Annotated in this window: 11 protein-coding genes; 8 read left to right on the top strand and 3 right to left on the bottom strand. The window is 41.6% G+C overall.

The features are described 5' to 3' along the window. Positions 1 to 79: 79 nt before the first annotated feature. Both AC07U8_RS16000 and pdxR read right to left on the bottom strand, forming a co-directional pair. On the bottom strand, positions 80 to 1,537 hold the full coding sequence (locus AC07U8_RS16000; protein WP_244013705.1) for an amino acid permease: 1,458 nt from the start codon (positions 1,535 to 1,537) through the stop codon (positions 80 to 82). Positions 1,538 to 1,951: 414 nt separating this feature from the next. Next, positions 1,952 to 3,457, bottom strand: coding sequence for a MocR-like pyridoxine biosynthesis transcription factor PdxR (gene pdxR, locus AC07U8_RS15995; protein WP_004823419.1), 1,506 nt, complete (start codon positions 3,455 to 3,457; stop codon positions 1,952 to 1,954). Between the two features lie 306 nt (positions 3,458 to 3,763). Here pdxR and AC07U8_RS15990 point away from each other — a divergent pair, with 306 nt between their 5' ends. From AC07U8_RS15990 to AC07U8_RS15980, 3 genes are all read left to right on the top strand, one after another. Further along, positions 3,764 to 5,089 (top strand): hypothetical protein, encoded by a 1,326-nt coding sequence (locus AC07U8_RS15990; protein ID WP_239045122.1) that lies wholly within the window; start codon positions 3,764 to 3,766, stop codon positions 5,087 to 5,089. Positions 5,090 to 5,367: 278 nt separating this feature from the next. After that, entirely contained in the window at positions 5,368 to 6,630 is a 1,263-nt protein-coding gene (gene gabT, locus AC07U8_RS15985; RefSeq protein WP_239045123.1) for a 4-aminobutyrate--2-oxoglutarate transaminase, read from the top strand. A 31-nt stretch (positions 6,631 to 6,661) separates the two neighbouring features. Further along, the gene (locus tag AC07U8_RS15980) at positions 6,662 to 8,110 is read left to right on the top strand and encodes an NAD-dependent succinate-semialdehyde dehydrogenase (protein WP_270383576.1); all 1,449 of its coding nucleotides are present in this window, start codon (positions 6,662 to 6,664) and stop codon (positions 8,108 to 8,110) included. Between the two features lie 159 nt (positions 8,111 to 8,269). Here AC07U8_RS15980 and AC07U8_RS15975 read toward each other — a convergent pair whose 3' ends face one another. After that, positions 8,270 to 8,890 carry a TetR/AcrR family transcriptional regulator gene (locus AC07U8_RS15975; RefSeq protein WP_004823413.1) on the bottom strand — a complete coding sequence of 207 codons (621 nt, stop codon included), beginning with the start codon at positions 8,888 to 8,890 and terminating at the stop codon, positions 8,270 to 8,272. Positions 8,891 to 9,103: 213 nt separating this feature from the next. Between AC07U8_RS15975 and AC07U8_RS15970 the strand changes: the two genes are divergently transcribed. The 5 genes from AC07U8_RS15970 to AC07U8_RS15950 are packed head-to-tail and all read left to right on the top strand — an operon-like array spanning position 9,104 to position 15,327. Continuing rightward, on the top strand, positions 9,104 to 10,909 hold the full coding sequence (locus AC07U8_RS15970) for an ABC transporter ATP-binding protein (protein ID WP_270383579.1): 1,806 nt from the start codon (positions 9,104 to 9,106) through the stop codon (positions 10,907 to 10,909). Next, positions 10,903 to 12,672: an ABC transporter ATP-binding protein gene (locus tag AC07U8_RS15965; protein ID WP_239045126.1), complete on the top strand. Its 1,770-nt coding sequence runs from the start codon at positions 10,903 to 10,905 to the stop codon at positions 12,670 to 12,672. Before AC07U8_RS15970 ends, AC07U8_RS15965 begins: the two co-directional genes overlap by 7 nt. Then, positions 12,672 to 13,616 carry an ABC transporter permease gene (locus AC07U8_RS15960; protein ID WP_239045127.1) on the top strand — a complete coding sequence of 315 codons (945 nt, stop codon included), beginning with the start codon at positions 12,672 to 12,674 and terminating at the stop codon, positions 13,614 to 13,616. Before AC07U8_RS15965 ends, AC07U8_RS15960 begins: the two co-directional genes overlap by 1 nt. Further along, positions 13,613 to 14,560: an iron chelate uptake ABC transporter family permease subunit gene (locus AC07U8_RS15955; protein ID WP_270383582.1), complete on the top strand. Its 948-nt coding sequence runs from the start codon at positions 13,613 to 13,615 to the stop codon at positions 14,558 to 14,560. The genes AC07U8_RS15960 and AC07U8_RS15955 overlap by 4 nt, the downstream gene beginning before the upstream one ends. Continuing rightward, positions 14,557 to 15,327: an iron ABC transporter ATP-binding protein gene (locus tag AC07U8_RS15950; protein ID WP_056513049.1), complete on the top strand. Its 771-nt coding sequence runs from the start codon at positions 14,557 to 14,559 to the stop codon at positions 15,325 to 15,327. The genes AC07U8_RS15955 and AC07U8_RS15950 overlap by 4 nt, the downstream gene beginning before the upstream one ends. Positions 15,328 to 15,333: the final 6 nt, after the last annotated feature.

Below are 15,333 nucleotides of genomic sequence, written 5' to 3'. Positions count from 1 at the left end.
CAAGCAAATAATGAAAATGATCTGTGAACAAATATGAATGTTGTTCACAGATCGGTTTAAGCTGATTTCTGCTGTTGTATTAAGAGTTATTATCACTGAGCTTAACGTTGCTTTGTGAAGCCTTATTCTCTGATGCTTGATGAGCGCCCCAATTAAACTTTTGTGCACAAATCCCAAGACCTACGATAAGTAAGGCCAGTACACTGGTATATGCAACTTCTTTAAAATAAGTTCCTTCAATAACCATTGTAATTAATGCACCAATAATAAAGACAATCACCAGATAGGTCAGCCAAGGAAATAACCACATTTTAAATGGAATATGTTCACCTTCGGCTTCGAGTTTTTTACGTAACTTTAATTGTGAAAAAGCAATTGCGAGATATACATAGAGGGATACTGTACCTGTTGTCAGCATGAGTACATCATAAATATTCATACTTTCAGTCGCGGTAAAATAAACGGCAACGAATGAAAACAGACTCGAAAAAATGACGCCAATCCATGGGCTGTTATTACGATTGGTCAATGCAAAGCTCTTCGGTGCATCTCCTCGTTTAGAAAGCGAATATACCATGCGAGAACAGGTGTAAAGCGCCGAGTTAAAGCAACTACATACTGAGGTCAAGACCACAAAATTGACAATATGACGTGCTTCAGGAATACCCAGTGCTGTTAGGGTTACACTGTATGTCCCCCAAGTTGGATCTTTTAATAAAGGGTTGTTATGTGGAATTAAGCAAACAGTAATCAACATTGAGCCGACATAAAATAAAATGATCCGCCATACGATTGAGTTGGATGCTTTACGGATTTCTTTGGCTGGATTTTTGGTTTCAGCGGCTGCAACAGTCACAATTTCTGCGCCCATATAGGCAAACATTACACCGAGCAAGGCAGTAATGACTGAAGAAAAGCCATTTGGCATAAACCCTTCAGCTGTTAAATACGTAACACCACCGACCATTGCGGCATCGCCCCAAGGCCATATATGCAAGATGGCTAAACTTCCGATCACCAAGAATAGAATAATGGCAATGACTTTGATTAAGGCAAACCAAAACTCAAATTCGCCATAGTTTTTAACATCGCGTAAATTAATCCAAACTAAACTTACAATAACAAGGAGCATATAGCCCCAAATGGGAATAAATGGAAACCAGTTATTGAGAATTTTGCCTGCAACAAAGGCTTCCCATCCCATCAGTAAAGTCCAAAAGGACCAATACAGCCAGCCAATCGAAAATCCAGCCCAACGACCAATGGCACGGTCTGCGTAAGTTGAAAATGAGCCACTGTCAGGATTCAGTACTGCCATTTCACCCAGCATACGCATGATCAGTAGAACCAATAATCCGCCGAAAGTGTAGGCAAGGATTGCAGCTGGTCCTGCATCGTAGATCACATTTCCAGAGCCAACAAATAATGCACCGCCAATAACACCGGCAATCGAAATCATAGTGAGGTGGCGGGATTTAAGTCCATTTTTTAAGCCTTGTGGCGAATCTAGCTTGGAAGCAGATTGATTTCCAGTCATATTATTTCCCTTAATATCAAGCATATAATTGCAGTTGAGCGCTATGCTATTTTTTAATGATCTATCCTTTGAAATGCAGCTAAATGATTAAGCACTGAATGAAGATGAGGTTAACTTTGCTCAATCGCATATTTTGTAAACAGGGGAAGGATTACCCTTTGGCGACTAAACTGTTTACATACTTTTTATGTATTCGATTAATTTGGCTTTTTTGTTATCAGGTGACGAGAGCCACTTTTTATCTATTCAAAGGAGCCAATTATTTTAAAAATGTGAAAAGGGCGAGGAAAAAAATGTACAGAAAAATCAAGTTGCTCAATAAAATGAACAATATTCTATGGTTGTGTTGAGGTTTTAAAGCGGGTAAAAATGAAGTTAAACTTTAAAATGAAATTTTAATGGATCTCTGATTTTTTAATGATTGAGCGTCGGAATACCAACATCACGTAAGCATTTCAGTAAAATACCGAAAGCGACAAAAATGGCTTGTTCATTAACACAGGCGAAACCGAGCAATAGACCTTTCTGTTGAGTAGAGTATTGTTTTGTATAGTATTGTGACAGTGCTCTGACTTTTACCCCTTGATCAAGCGCGTTCGATGCAATCAAGACATCATCACTGTGACTTGGTAATTTTAAAATAAGGTGTAAACCTGCTGCTGTATTGTATTCATGTAGGAAATCTTGACCTAAATGACGGTAAATTAAATCAATTAAAAATGCATGGCGTTTGCTATAAAGTAAACGCATACGTCGAATATGTGCGCCATAATGCCCCTCACGAATAAACTCAGCCAATACTTTTTGATCGATTAGATGTCCACCTCGATAGAGCTCTGCTGAGACGATGCGTAATGGTGAAAACAGTTTTTTGGGCACGACCAAATAACCAATACGTAGCGCTGGATAAATGGTTTTACTGAATGTTCCCATGTAAATGACGGGTGAATCTGGTTCTAAGCCTTGTAAAGAGGGATAGGGTTGTCCTGAAAATCTGAACTCACTGTCATAATCATCTTCAACAATCCAGCATTGATGTTGACGTGCAAACGCGATCAGCTGTTTTCTGCGTTCAAGACTTAGATGTGAACCCAATGGATACTGGTGAGATGGCGTAACGAAGATCAGCTTAGGCGGGCATTGAGGATGAAGGTCTGGAATAATCCCATCTTGGTCAACTGGCAGTGAACGTAAATTAACCCCATTAATGCGTAGAATATTGCGGGCTCCCCAATAAGCCGGGTCTTCGATCCAAACTTCATCACCGATATCAGTCAAGGTCCGCGAAACTAAATCAATAGCTTGGTGGGTACCTTCGGTAATGATGATTTGGTCTGCATCACATTGAACTGAACGCGCAATTTTGAGGTATTCCGCGAGTTCCTGACGTAGCTCCAAACTGCCACCAGCATTGCTATAAATTAATTGATTAATTTCTGGTTCACGGCTTAAACGGGTCTGAATTCGGCTAAAAATATGATGCGGAAATTCAGTTACATCAGGTTCGCCTGGTACAAATGCCCCCCATTGATAGGGTGATGCAGCGGAATAGCCGATTAAGTAAGAACCACGTTGAGATAAGCTGTAACTTTGCTGAGATTTTTTTTCTTGAATGGGCTGATGGGGATTTTCTGCTTTAACTAAAAAAGATTCAGGTAATTCGTCTGCGACCCAAGTCCCTTGTCCAGTACGGGCATTTACATAACCTTGTGCTTGTAATTGTTCATACGCGCTTAACACGGTATTGCGAGAAACTTTAATTTCTTTTGCCAAGTCACGCGATGCAGGTAAACGGGTTTTAGGTGCCAATACACCATCAATTATGGCATTGCGTAAGCAGCGAAATAGCCGTAACTGCAAGGTTCCATCGATATCTTGCTGCAATCGTTGTAGTAAATAATCTCCAAGCAAGCTACGCAATTGGCTCTCTCCTACAAATTGAAAATGGCTCTCGTGGGCACACTGTCAACACGTGCAAAATGATCTAGTCAGACCATGATTGTTAAAAAATTGCTTCATCTCTGGCTGAAAAATAGCAACCCGTAAATGGCAGAAAAAAATATACACAGATCTGACTAAAAGCCCAAGCAAAAAAATCAAGCTTATTTTTTAGCTCAGATTGTGCTGCTAAAACTTAGGGAATCGTAAATATCAACAAGGCTACATCATTTTTAGTTTTTTGCAGTCGCGAGGAAATGCGTCTACATACAAAAATAGGATCATATAATGAACAAGATAGTGAGCGATTTTACACATAAGCAACAAGGGGCAATTACTTGGAATAATGATCTTCAGCCATCTGCATATTTTGATGCACTTAGCGAAGATCAATTTAGCAAAAAGAGAGGTATGCTGAACTGCCAGAAGTGGAGTCTAAGGCCTGATATTCCAGTAAAATTGATTTTGTTGGTTACGCTGCTCAGCGTAATGACGGTATCTACGGCTATTTATGCTGAGGATCTTTCTTGGGGAAATGCTGATACGGCATTGGGGAAACTGACGGTGTCAGGGTGGGTACGTGCGAATTACCAAGATAAAGATTATTCGGACAGTGACCATAAATTAAAGTTTAACGCTGCGAAACTCGATTTAAAATATGATGCCAAGACCTTGTTTGGTGGCGTGGAATATCGCTGCTATCAAAATGATACCTTGTGTGATTTTTCAACTTTGGTCAATGCCAATCTTGGTTATAAGTTAAGTGATACGAGCAGGATTAGGCTTGGACTACAGGATATGCCTTTTGGTATAGGTCGTTTCTGGACCAGTAGTTGGTACGGGAGTTTATTGGACAATGCCGGTTTAGAAGATGTGCATAATTTAGGAATCAATTGGCAGCAGCAACTCAGCACCAATACTGTTTTGGACTTGGCTTATTTTGCTCGTGATGGTGGAAGTTTTGCAGGAGGTGGTGGAGATTCAGCGCGTTATGCAGCCAATTATGTTGAGCCTGAAAATACAACGACAGAGAATATCGAAGAAAAAAATATGTGGGTTGCACGGATTAATCAGAAAATTCAGTTCGATGATTATCCTGTTCAATTCAATGTAGGGGGATCGTATTGGTATTCGGATTTGGAAAATAATAGTAATGGGCAAACGGGTCATCGTCATGCATGGAATGTTTTTGGTCGCTTAAATTACCAAAAGGCGAATTTAACCTTGACCGCTGGGCAGAATCGTAGTGATACCAAGTCATTAAACGCTACAGATTATACAACGGTTGGTTCATTTGAATCTAAATATTTTGTTGCCAACAAAAGCAACTACTATGTAGCGAATATTGATTATCATATCAATGATTTTTATAGAGATTATGATATTACCCCTTATTATAGCTATACCGTGTTTGATAAAAATAAGTCAGATTTTGCCACATCAACCCGGCAAATCCTCGGTGCACATATGGACATAAAGCAATTTTCGTTAGCAGCAGAATATATCGTGGGGAAAAATGATGTATTTATTGGTGGTGATGCCAATTCTCTAGCAAAGGGCGATGCATCGGGGCAGAGTAAACTCCTTAATTTACTGTTTATTTATAGTTTTTAGTTTTTTCGCATAACTTAAACAATGGCACCTTTTAAAAGGTGCCATTTTTTTATCAGCTAATTTTAAAGCTAAGATTTATCCGTATTTATTGAATTTTAATTTTTTAAAAAATAGAGCAAGTGTATACATTGGCTCTCTCGCACTTAATTAAAGTGGCTCTCGTTTCATACCCATAAAAGCGCACAATAAGACAAATCAACATGTCATTTGCATATCATCAATTGGGTGATATGGATGCTGAAATTTTATCATGTATGAATCAAGATTGAGGATATAAAATGGACAGTAAACACTCTGCTTTGAATACGCGTAAACAGCAGGCAACACCTCGAGGAGTTGGTGTCATGTGTCAATGGTATGCGGAGAAAGCAGAAAATGCGACAATTTGGGATCTTGAAGGCAATCAATTTATCGATTTTGCTGGTGGAATTGCGGTACTAAACACAGGTCATCGTCATCCTAAAATTATTGCTGCTGTTACTGAACAATTAACAAAATTTACCCATACAGCATATCAAGTTGTACCTTATGAAAGTTATGTATCTCTTGCCGAGCGTATTAATCAACGCGCCCCGATAGATGGTCCTGCAAAAACTTCATTCTTTTCTACGGGCGCAGAAGCTGTAGAAAATGCAGTAAAAATTGCCCGTTCATATACACGTCGCCACGGTATTGTAACTTTTGGAAATGGATTCCATGGTCGCTCATTTATGACCATGGCAATGACAGGTAAAACAGCACCTTATAAACGTGATTTCGGTGTGATGCCTGGAGGCGTTTTCCATGCGCGTTATCCAGTGGCGTCGAAAGGCATTACGATTGATGACGCAATTCAAAGCATTGAAGATATTTTTGCTGAAGATATTGCTGCACATGATGTGGCTGCAATTGTACTTGAACCTGTGCAAGGGGAAGGTGGCTTCAATGTGGCCCCAGCGGAATTCTTAACGCGTTTACGTGCACTATGTGACTTGCATGGTATTTTGCTGATCGCAGATGAGGTTCAGTCTGGTTTTGCACGCACAGGCAAATTATTTGCTATGAATTACTATGAAACTAAAGCTGACCTCATCACTATGGCAAAAAGCTTAGGTGGTGGTTTCCCTATCTCAGGTGTAGTTGGTCGTGCTGATGTGATGGATGCACCGAATCCTGGCGGGTTAGGCGGTACTTATGCGGGCAGTCCAATTGCGGTTGCTGCAGCACATGCAGTTATTGATGTTATTGAAAGTGAAAATCTATGTGATCGCGCCAATGTATTGGGTGCTGAGTTGGTTTCAGTATTAAATACAATTAAGGCCACCACCAGCATTGTTACCGATATTCGCGCTTTGGGTTCAATGGTTGCAATTGAACTAGAAACAGCTGAACAAGCAAAAGCTATACAGACGCATGCAATGGAAAATGGCTTACTGATTTTAACTTGTGGCCGCAATGGTAATGTCATTCGTTTCTTATACCCATTAACAATTCCAACAGCGCAATTCAAAGATGGTCTCGCTATTTTAAAACAAGGGTTTGCAACGCTGGTTGCAGCATAACTGGTTGCATCATAAGAAATGGGAGATTGAAATGCTTCAAGATCATTTGAAATATTTATTACAGCATGCAGATATTCACTTTGAACAACCGTTAAATGGTGGTTACATCGAAGTGAGTGATGCTGCAACTCATGTGCCATTAGCATGGGTGAAAGCATATGATCGTCAGGCGGTCGAACAAGCAATTATCCGTTCACAAGCTGCACAAAGAATGTGGAAAGCAAAAACAGCCTTGCAGCGTGCGGATGTGTTGTGGGCATGGTACAACTTGATTTTGCAAAATCAGGAGCAACTCGCACAAATTTTGACCGCAGAGCAAGGTAAGCCTTTGTTGGAAGCACGTGGTGAAATTACTTATGCGGCATCATTTATTCGCTGGTTTGCCGAACAGGCGCGTCGTATTGATGGTGAGGTACTGACCCCAACACAGCCAAATCAGCGTTTGCTGGTTATTAAGCAAGCGATTGGGGTAACAGCTGCGATTACGCCATGGAATTTCCCTGCGGCGATGATTACCCGTAAAGCTGCGCCTGCCATTGCTGCGGGTTGTTCGATGCTGGTTAAGCCTGCGGAGCAAACGCCATTAACTGCGTATGCTTTAGAAGTCTTGGCAGTGCAAGCGGGTTTGCCACAAGATGTATTGCTTCATATCAGTGGTGATGCAATTGAAGTTGGTAAAACACTGTGTGAAAGTGATACTGTTAAAAAGTTGAGTTTTACGGGTTCAACTCAAGTGGGCCGTATTTTAATGCAACAGTGTGCGCCAACAATCAAAAAATTATCACTGGAGCTTGGTGGCAACGCACCAGTACTGGTTTTTGATGATGCCAATCTGGAACAAGCCGTACAAGGCATTATGCTGAGTAAATTCCGCAATAGTGGTCAGACCTGTGTTTGCGCGAATCGTATCTATGTACAAGATGGTATTTACGATGCATTGGCTGAAAAATTGACGGCTGCTGTGGCGAACTTACAAGTTGGCGATGGTCGTCAAGAAGGCTCAACTCAAGGCCCTTTAATTGATGAAGATGCTGTTGCTAAAGTGCAATCACATATTGCAGATGCAATCAGCAAAGGGGCACAGATTAAAATTGGCGGAAAACGTTCAAGTTTAGGCGGAACTTTCTTTGAGCCGACGGTGTTAACTGAGGTGACTCAAGACATGCACGTTGCAAAACAAGAAACCTTTGGTCCTTTGGCTGCATTATTCCGTTTCAGCAATGAAGAACAAGTTGTGGCAATGGCAAATGATACGGAGTTTGGACTGGCGACTTATGTGTTTACACAGAGTTCAGCACGTCAATGGCGTGTAGGTGAAGCATTGGAATATGGCATGGTTGGTATTAATACTGGTGCTATTTCAAATGAAGTTGCGCCATTTGGTGGAATTAAACAATCAGGTCTGGGACGTGAAGGTTCTAAATTTGGTATTGATGAATATCTCGAAATGAAATATCTATGTGTGGATTTATCTGCATAAATACGTTCTTTTCATCATGCTTTTTAAAAATCAGTCTTGTCCATTCAAGACTGATTTTTTTAATTTAGGGAAAATTTAATTTGTAGCTTCGCCATTGCACAATGAGCTTAGCGAATCAGCTGTTCAAGACAGCCTGAATCTATAAAGTCTTATATCTGGTTATTTTAAATCATCTCTTTGATTGATCATGGTTAGTGCCCCAATGATTAATGCTTCCATACTCTGGATAAATTCCGCCTCCATTTCTGCTTCTTCAGCGGCACGTTGTGTGTCTTTAATCGGTTCTTTACCCGCCACAGAATAAATCGTATCTGCAACCGCGATACAGTGAAATGCAATGGTTGCATTTAACCAGCCTGCCTGCTTTTCAGAAAGAGAATAAGCCGCCGCAACTTGATGATGATGTTTTTCAATTTTGGCAATCATCGAAGGTGTAGATGCCATGCGACGAATTAAATAGGGGGTAAAACCAGGGTTGGACTTCACCAGTTCCCGAATTGAATGCATAAATTCAAACAGATATTGTTTTAATGGAATCGGATTTTTTTCTAAAGGCTGCGGTATTTCCCAACGAATAAAAATTTCTTCTGCAATCAAATATTTGAGGTCTTCTAAACTGGCAATATGTTTGTATAACGCCATATGACTGACCCCAAGTGCAGCTGCAACGCCAACAAATGTAAGGTTCAATAAACCGATCTCAATCCCAGCATTCATGATGCGTTCATGGGTGATGGTACGTGGGCGACCGCGAGAAGACGGTTTGCTCAGAGAAGACATATTTATTCCGTAAAAATTAATTTTTTAATGTTGCCATGTGAATGGATGAGGGTCAAATCGTTTACTTTGCTTAATTAGTTTACTACAATGCAACTAAATCTATTGATATTAATTCTCATTATTGTTTGATGGCATATCTAGCGAAGTTTTAGGCAGAATCAACTGACCAAAAGCGAATGGATATGAACGATCAGACACAGGATTTTTACTGTTATGTGTGCAAGTCATGTAAAAGAAGTTCAGGCTCAGTATTCAAATCCATTGAATTTTATATTGCATCCAATTCGGCTCAAGTTAATTTTGGCTTCGGTCACAGCAGCGGTTGGTTCAATGCTCACCTTGGTGCCTTTGATCGCGATTACATGGGTGATCAGTACTATATTTACCGAAGTAACCACACTTGGTGGAGCACAACAGGGTGACGATAAAATCCTATGGATGATGTTACTCAGTATCGGGTGTTTGTTGCTCGGCATGCTTTTGTTGACTGTCAGTGAGTTAATCGCGCATTTGGCTGATCATGAAATTACTGGGCAATTGCAAAGCAATATAACCCAGCATCTGACCCAAGTTCCTTTGGGCTGGTTTACAGGCAGAAGTTCGGGAGAAGTTAAACAAATCATGCAGGATGACATTGGTCTACTGCATAGTTTAACTGCACATTTTTATCCCGCTGTTGGACGTGCATTCGGCACAATTAGTGTTGCTGTAATTTTTCTATTGATGATGGATTGGCGTATGGCAATTTTAGCATTGTTGCCATTTTTAGGCTTTGTCATATTTTTACGTAAGGCCATGCGTGCCAGTGGAAATAATATTCAGCAATTTGCCACTCAGCTGGGTCAGATCAATAGTGCCACTGTTGAATTTATCCATGCGATACCCGTCGTCAAAACCTTTGGCAAAACTGGTCAGGCTTCACAGGGCTATCAGCAGGCCGTTCATTCCTTTGCAGATGCTTTTCGAATATTTACTCGTCCCTTAGTCAAATCTATGGCGCATGCCCATGCGATGATTTCACCGATCACCATCTTAGGTGTTGTACTGCTGAGTGGAACACTATTGATTTCTTTGGGTTGGCTTAAACCCATAAATTTACTGCCTTTTATGTTGATTACACCAACCATCTGTGCCCCTGTTTTATTGTTGCATACCTTATTACATGATCTACAGGCCAGTCAGGCTGCCGCGCAGCGAATTTTGGCATTATTGGATACACCAGTATTGCCAATGGCTATAGGAAATCCAAAATTACAGATTAAAGACAGCAGTATTGATTTTCATCAAGTCAGCTATGGCTATACAGCGCAGCATCAAGTGCTATCGGATCTGAATTTTTCACTTAAGTCTGGAACCATCACTGCAATTGTCGGTCCATCGGGTGCAGGGAAGTCAACCATTGCTCAGCTGTTGCTTCGCTTTTTTGATCCTGTTGCAGGAAAGATCATGCTTGGTGGCGTAGATCTACGCGATATTCAAACCACCACACTTTATCAACAGATCGGATTTGTTTTGCAGGATACCCGTCTCATTCATGCCAGTGTACGTGACAATATTGCACTCGGACGTCTAAATGCTAGCCAACAAGAAATAGAACACGCAGCAAAGGCGGCAAATATTCATGATCGAATTATGGCGTTGCCGCAGGGCTATCAATCTATTGTGGGGAAAGATGCCCAGTTGTCAGGAGGGGAACGACAAAGGATCAGTATTGCCAGAGCAATTTTACTGGACCCCCCGATATTGGTGCTGGACGAGGCCACAGCTGCCGCTGATATTGAAAATGAAATTGCAATTCAGGATGCACTTTCAAAATTTGCTCAAGGTCGAACCCTTTTAGTTATTGCACATCGTTTAGATACCATTATGAATGCTGACCAAATTCTTGTCCTTGATCAAGGACAAATTGTTGAACAGGGGACCCATGAAGCGTTGTTCGCTCAGCAAGGTTTATATCACCAATTATGGTCCTATACCGAAAAGCATGTTCACACGCAAATGGGAGAAGCATCATGCTAAAAACCTTTTCTCAATTGCTGGGTGATGATGTCACTATTCTTCACCGTTATCTGGCGATGGCAGTTGTATATGCTGTGTTTTGTGGCCTGAGCTTGATCATGTTGGCGTTGATTTTGTCTCAATTGATGCTTGCTAATCTTGATCAAATGGCGCTTTGGCTGATCTTATTATTTTTTGCAATCATCCTGTGTTGGTGTCTTCGCCGCGTAGTGGAGCAAATGGGAATTGCGGTTGGTATTGCTGTTTTAGAAAATGCCCGTCTGCGTTTGGGGCATCATGCCGCAAGTCTACCAGTCGGTTGGTTTACCCAACAAAATACCACTCAATTCAATCATCTTGTCACTCAAGGCATGATGTCGGTTGCACAATTACCAGCACACGTTTTTACCCCTGTGATTAGCAGTGTGATCACGCCTTTGGTCATTGTCATCGCATTGTTATGTATACATGGTGTGTTCGGCTTAATTGCATTGGTTGCGCTTCCGTTGATTGTGCTGGTCTTTAGATTGACCAGCAAAATTGCTCGTTTTACAGATGAGCGATACCAACAGAGTTTTGCTGAAACAAGCCAACGTATGGTGGAGTTCGCGCAAGCTCAATCCGTTTTACGTGCTTTTAATGGTGAAGGTCGTAGCACCCGATTTATTCATCAAGCTGTAGACCAGCAACGACATTTCGGTTTAAAGCTTATTTTAATGTCGTCCTTATCTGCGGTATTGAATAGCTGGGCCATTCAAATTGTGTTTGCGCTATTTTTGATTGTTACGGTGTTTTGGCTAAACATCCACAGCGCAAATCAGCTCTTATTGGCAGACATTGTTAACATTACCGTTTCACTGCTCCTCGTTTGTCGATTTATTGACACCTTGCTTGAGGTTGCAAGCTATAGCGAAGTATTGCGTAGTGCAGGCAGTCAACTTGAAGCCATACAACAGATTTTTAACGCCAAAGCATTAGCACAAGTTGAGATTTCTAAAAGCCCCAATGATGCATCGATTGAATTTAAAAATGTTCAATTCCGTTATGCAGAGGATGAGCCTGATGTCTTAAAGGGTGTGGATTTATATATCCCTTCAGGCAGTATGATGGCGCTGATAGGTGCTTCTGGTTCTGGAAAAACCACTTTAGCCAAGCTCGTTGCTCGTTTTTTTGATGTCAATCAAGGGCAAGTGCTGTTAGGTGGGGTGGATGTCAAGCAATTACGTTATGAACAACTGACTACACAGATCAGTCAAATCTTCCAAGACAACTATTTGTTTTCGGGCTCGATTGCTCAGAATATTCGTATGGGTAAAGCCAATGCAACCGATGAACAGGTGATGCAGGCAGTCCAGCAAGCGGGCATCACAGAAATGCTGGCGCGCCTTCCTGATGGTCTTGAAAGCATGGTGGGAGAGGGTGGTGTACGACTATCAGGCGGTGAACGACAACGGATTACCATTGCACGCGCATTGATTAAAGACGCACCTATTCTTTTGGTGGATGAAGCAACTGCTGCTTTAGATGCAGAAAATCAGGCGATTATTTGTGAATTGCTGAATCGCTTACGGGGTCAAAAAACAATATTGGTGATCGCACATCAACTCTCGACAATTGCTGCTGCAGATCACATCGCGGTATTGGAAAAAGGCCGAGTGATTGAGCAGGGAACACCCGCACAATTACGCTTGTTGCATGGACATTATGCCCGTTATTTAGCGCAGGGGCAGGCGGTTAAAGGATGGCGACTAGGCAAAAATGTACAGGTCGGAGAGCATGCCTAATGCCTGTCGTTTTATTGTTGCTGTTTGGTATGTTGTGCATCGCATCCTTACTGCTGGGTGCTCAGCAAATCGCATGGTCAGATTTATTTTCTGCATCCAGTGATGCATGGCTCACCCTTAGTGCAAGTCGGATTCCACGTTTGATCACGATTGTATTAACGGGTGTGGGCTTGTCAGTGTGTGGTGTGATCTTACAGCATATTGTCCGAAATCGTTTTGTTGAACCGGGTACAACTGGGAGTTTGGATGCAGCCAAGCTTGGAATTTTAGTGTCATTAACGCTTATTCCAGCCGCAAGTGTGCTCAGTAAAATGCTGTTTGCGATGCTTTTTTGTTTTCTTGCCAGTCTGATTTATATCGCCATCATTCGCCGTATCCAATTTAGGAATACCGTTTTAGTGCCCGTGATTGGTTTGATGTATGGCGGCATATTGAGTGCATTGGCAGAGTTCTATGCTTATCGCAATAATATTTTGCAGAGCATGCAAGGCTGGCTGATGGGGGACTTTTCAAGAGTCATTCAAGGCCACTATGAAATGATTTATATCATCTTGCCCATCGTGGTACTGAGCTATGTTTTTGCTCATCGCTTTACGGTACTGGGGATGGGCGAGGAGATGGCCTCAAGTCTGGGGCTAGGCTATGCAAGGATGGCTGCAATTGGTTTGTTGCTGGTTGCAATCACTTCTGCAGCAACGGTGATTACCGTTGGCGCTATTCCTTTTGTCGGATTGGTGGTTCCCAATCTGGTTGCCTTGATGTATGGCGAAAACTTGGCAAAAACCTTACCCATTGTGGCTTTGGCAGGTGCTTCTTTACTGCTGGTCTGTGACCTTATCGGACGCTCTGTACTTTATCCCTTTGAAGTGCCTATCGGTTTAACTGCTGGTGGTGTTGGTGGGGTTTTATTCCTGATATTGATTCTGAGGGGGCTTCGATCGTGACAAAGTTGAAGCTATCGCTGCTGGTATTCGGCGTACTGGTGCTGGCGGTATTGTTTGTCTTTCTAAATGCAGGATTAGATTTTGCTTATGTCATTCCGCAACGGCTGGTTCGGCTCGCCACCATCGTGCTTGGCGGAATATGTGTTGCATTTTCTTCGATTATCTTTCAGACCATCGTCGGCAATCGTATTTTAACCCCATCCATCATGGGCTATGAAACCGTCTATTTGTTATGGCAGGTCATGTTGCTGTTTTTTCTTGGCACTTCTGGATTGTCATGGCTGGGTTTAAATGGAAATTTCTTTGTTTCAATCTTGCTGATGCTGTTTTATTCGTGGGCAATGCACCGCTGGTTGTTGACCCGAGTGCGCAATGATGTCTTTCAACTGCTGTTATTTGGCTTAGTACTCACCATGGTGATTAGTACCGTCACTCAGTTTATCCAGCTCAAAATAAGCCCCGGTGAGTTTTCAGTATTTCAAGGACTCAGCTATGCCTCATTTAATCGTTCTCAACCTGAAACATTAATTTATACAGTGGTGACGGTTGTTATGGTTCTTGGGTTACTCAGAAAAAAATATGCTGTTTTGGATGTGATGGTGCTCGGTCGTGAACAGGCAATTTCATTGGGGATTGATCATCATCAATACGTCAAATTTTATCTTGCCTTGATTGCGATCTTGGTTGCAATTTCAACCAGCTTGATTGGCCCTACCGCATTTATGGGGGTGTTTATTGCCAATATTGCTTATGCACTCGCAGGAACACATCAACATAAATTTACCTTAGCTATCGGCTGTGTTGTAGCGATTGCTATATTTATTCTCGCTCAGATTTTAGTTGAGTATGTTTTTAATTATAAAACGACAGTCAGTATTTTAGTCAATTTGGTATGTGGTGTGTACTTTCTTGTACTGACAGTTCGTGCCAGAGGTGTTTCATGATTAGGGTGCGTAATATCCATAAATCCTATGGGGGAAAAAGTGTGCTTTCGGATGTCAATATTGAATTTCCTGAAAAGCAGGTGACTTCACTCATTGGTCCAAATGGGGCGGGTAAATCAACATTATTGATGATGCTGGCGAATTTATCGAGCCCTGATCAAGGTCAAATTTTATTTCAGCAGAAAGATATTACCCAGATCCGAACGGCTGAATATGCCAAATATGTTGCAACCTTACGACAGTCTCCAAGCTTTAACTTACGCATGAGCGTAGAAGAACTGGTGTCATTTGGGCGGTTCCCTTATAGCGGTGGTGCTTTGACCGCAAACGATCATCAGGTGATTGATGAGGCAATTCAATTTCTAAATTTAGAAGCATTACGTAAAGCCTATATCGATGAATTGAGTGGAGGCCAACGGCAGATGGCTTTTCTGGCGATGACCATTGCTCAGCAGACTGAGGTGCTTTTATTGGACGAGCCTTTAAATAACCTTGATATGAAACATGCTGTTCAGATCATGCATGCATTACGTCGTTTATGTGATGAACAGGGGCGTACCGTGATTCTGGTGATTCATGACATCAATTTTGCAGCGAATTATTCTGACCATATTGTTGCATTGAAGAATGGCAAACTGCGTTTTAGTGGTCCAGTCAAACAGGTGATTACTGCGCAACAATTAGATGATTTATATGAACTTGATTTTGAAATTACCTACAGTGAACAAGGCTGTATGTGCAACTACTTCAACTCAACAGGAGCTTGAATACAC

The sequence above is a fragment of the Acinetobacter sp. GW821-FHT01E09 genome (assembly GCF_059422385.1).
Note: the sequence above shows the minus strand (reverse complement) of the source record. Positions and strands in the feature narration are given on the sequence as shown.

Excerpts from the sequence above, each read along its gene's own strand:
- gabT (WP_239045123.1), top strand. The coding sequence starts at position 5,368 with ATGGACAGTAAACACTCTGCTTTGAATACGCGTAAACAGCAGGCAACA.
- AC07U8_RS15970 (WP_270383579.1), top strand. The coding sequence starts at position 9,104 with ATGTGTGCAAGTCATGTAAAAGAAGTTCAGGCTCAGTATTCAAATCCA.
- AC07U8_RS15980 (WP_270383576.1), top strand. The coding sequence starts at position 6,662 with ATGCTTCAAGATCATTTGAAATATTTATTACAGCATGCAGATATTCAC.
- AC07U8_RS15975 (WP_004823413.1), bottom strand. The coding sequence starts at position 8,890 with ATGTCTTCTCTGAGCAAACCGTCTTCTCGCGGTCGCCCACGTACCATC.
- AC07U8_RS15965 (WP_239045126.1), top strand. The coding sequence starts at position 10,903 with ATGCTAAAAACCTTTTCTCAATTGCTGGGTGATGATGTCACTATTCTT.
- AC07U8_RS15950 (WP_056513049.1), top strand. The coding sequence starts at position 14,557 with ATGATTAGGGTGCGTAATATCCATAAATCCTATGGGGGAAAAAGTGTG.
- AC07U8_RS15990 (WP_239045122.1), top strand. The coding sequence starts at position 3,764 with ATGAACAAGATAGTGAGCGATTTTACACATAAGCAACAAGGGGCAATT.
- AC07U8_RS15960 (WP_239045127.1), top strand. The coding sequence starts at position 12,672 with ATGCCTGTCGTTTTATTGTTGCTGTTTGGTATGTTGTGCATCGCATCC.
- AC07U8_RS16000 (WP_244013705.1), bottom strand. The coding sequence starts at position 1,537 with ATGACTGGAAATCAATCTGCTTCCAAGCTAGATTCGCCACAAGGCTTA.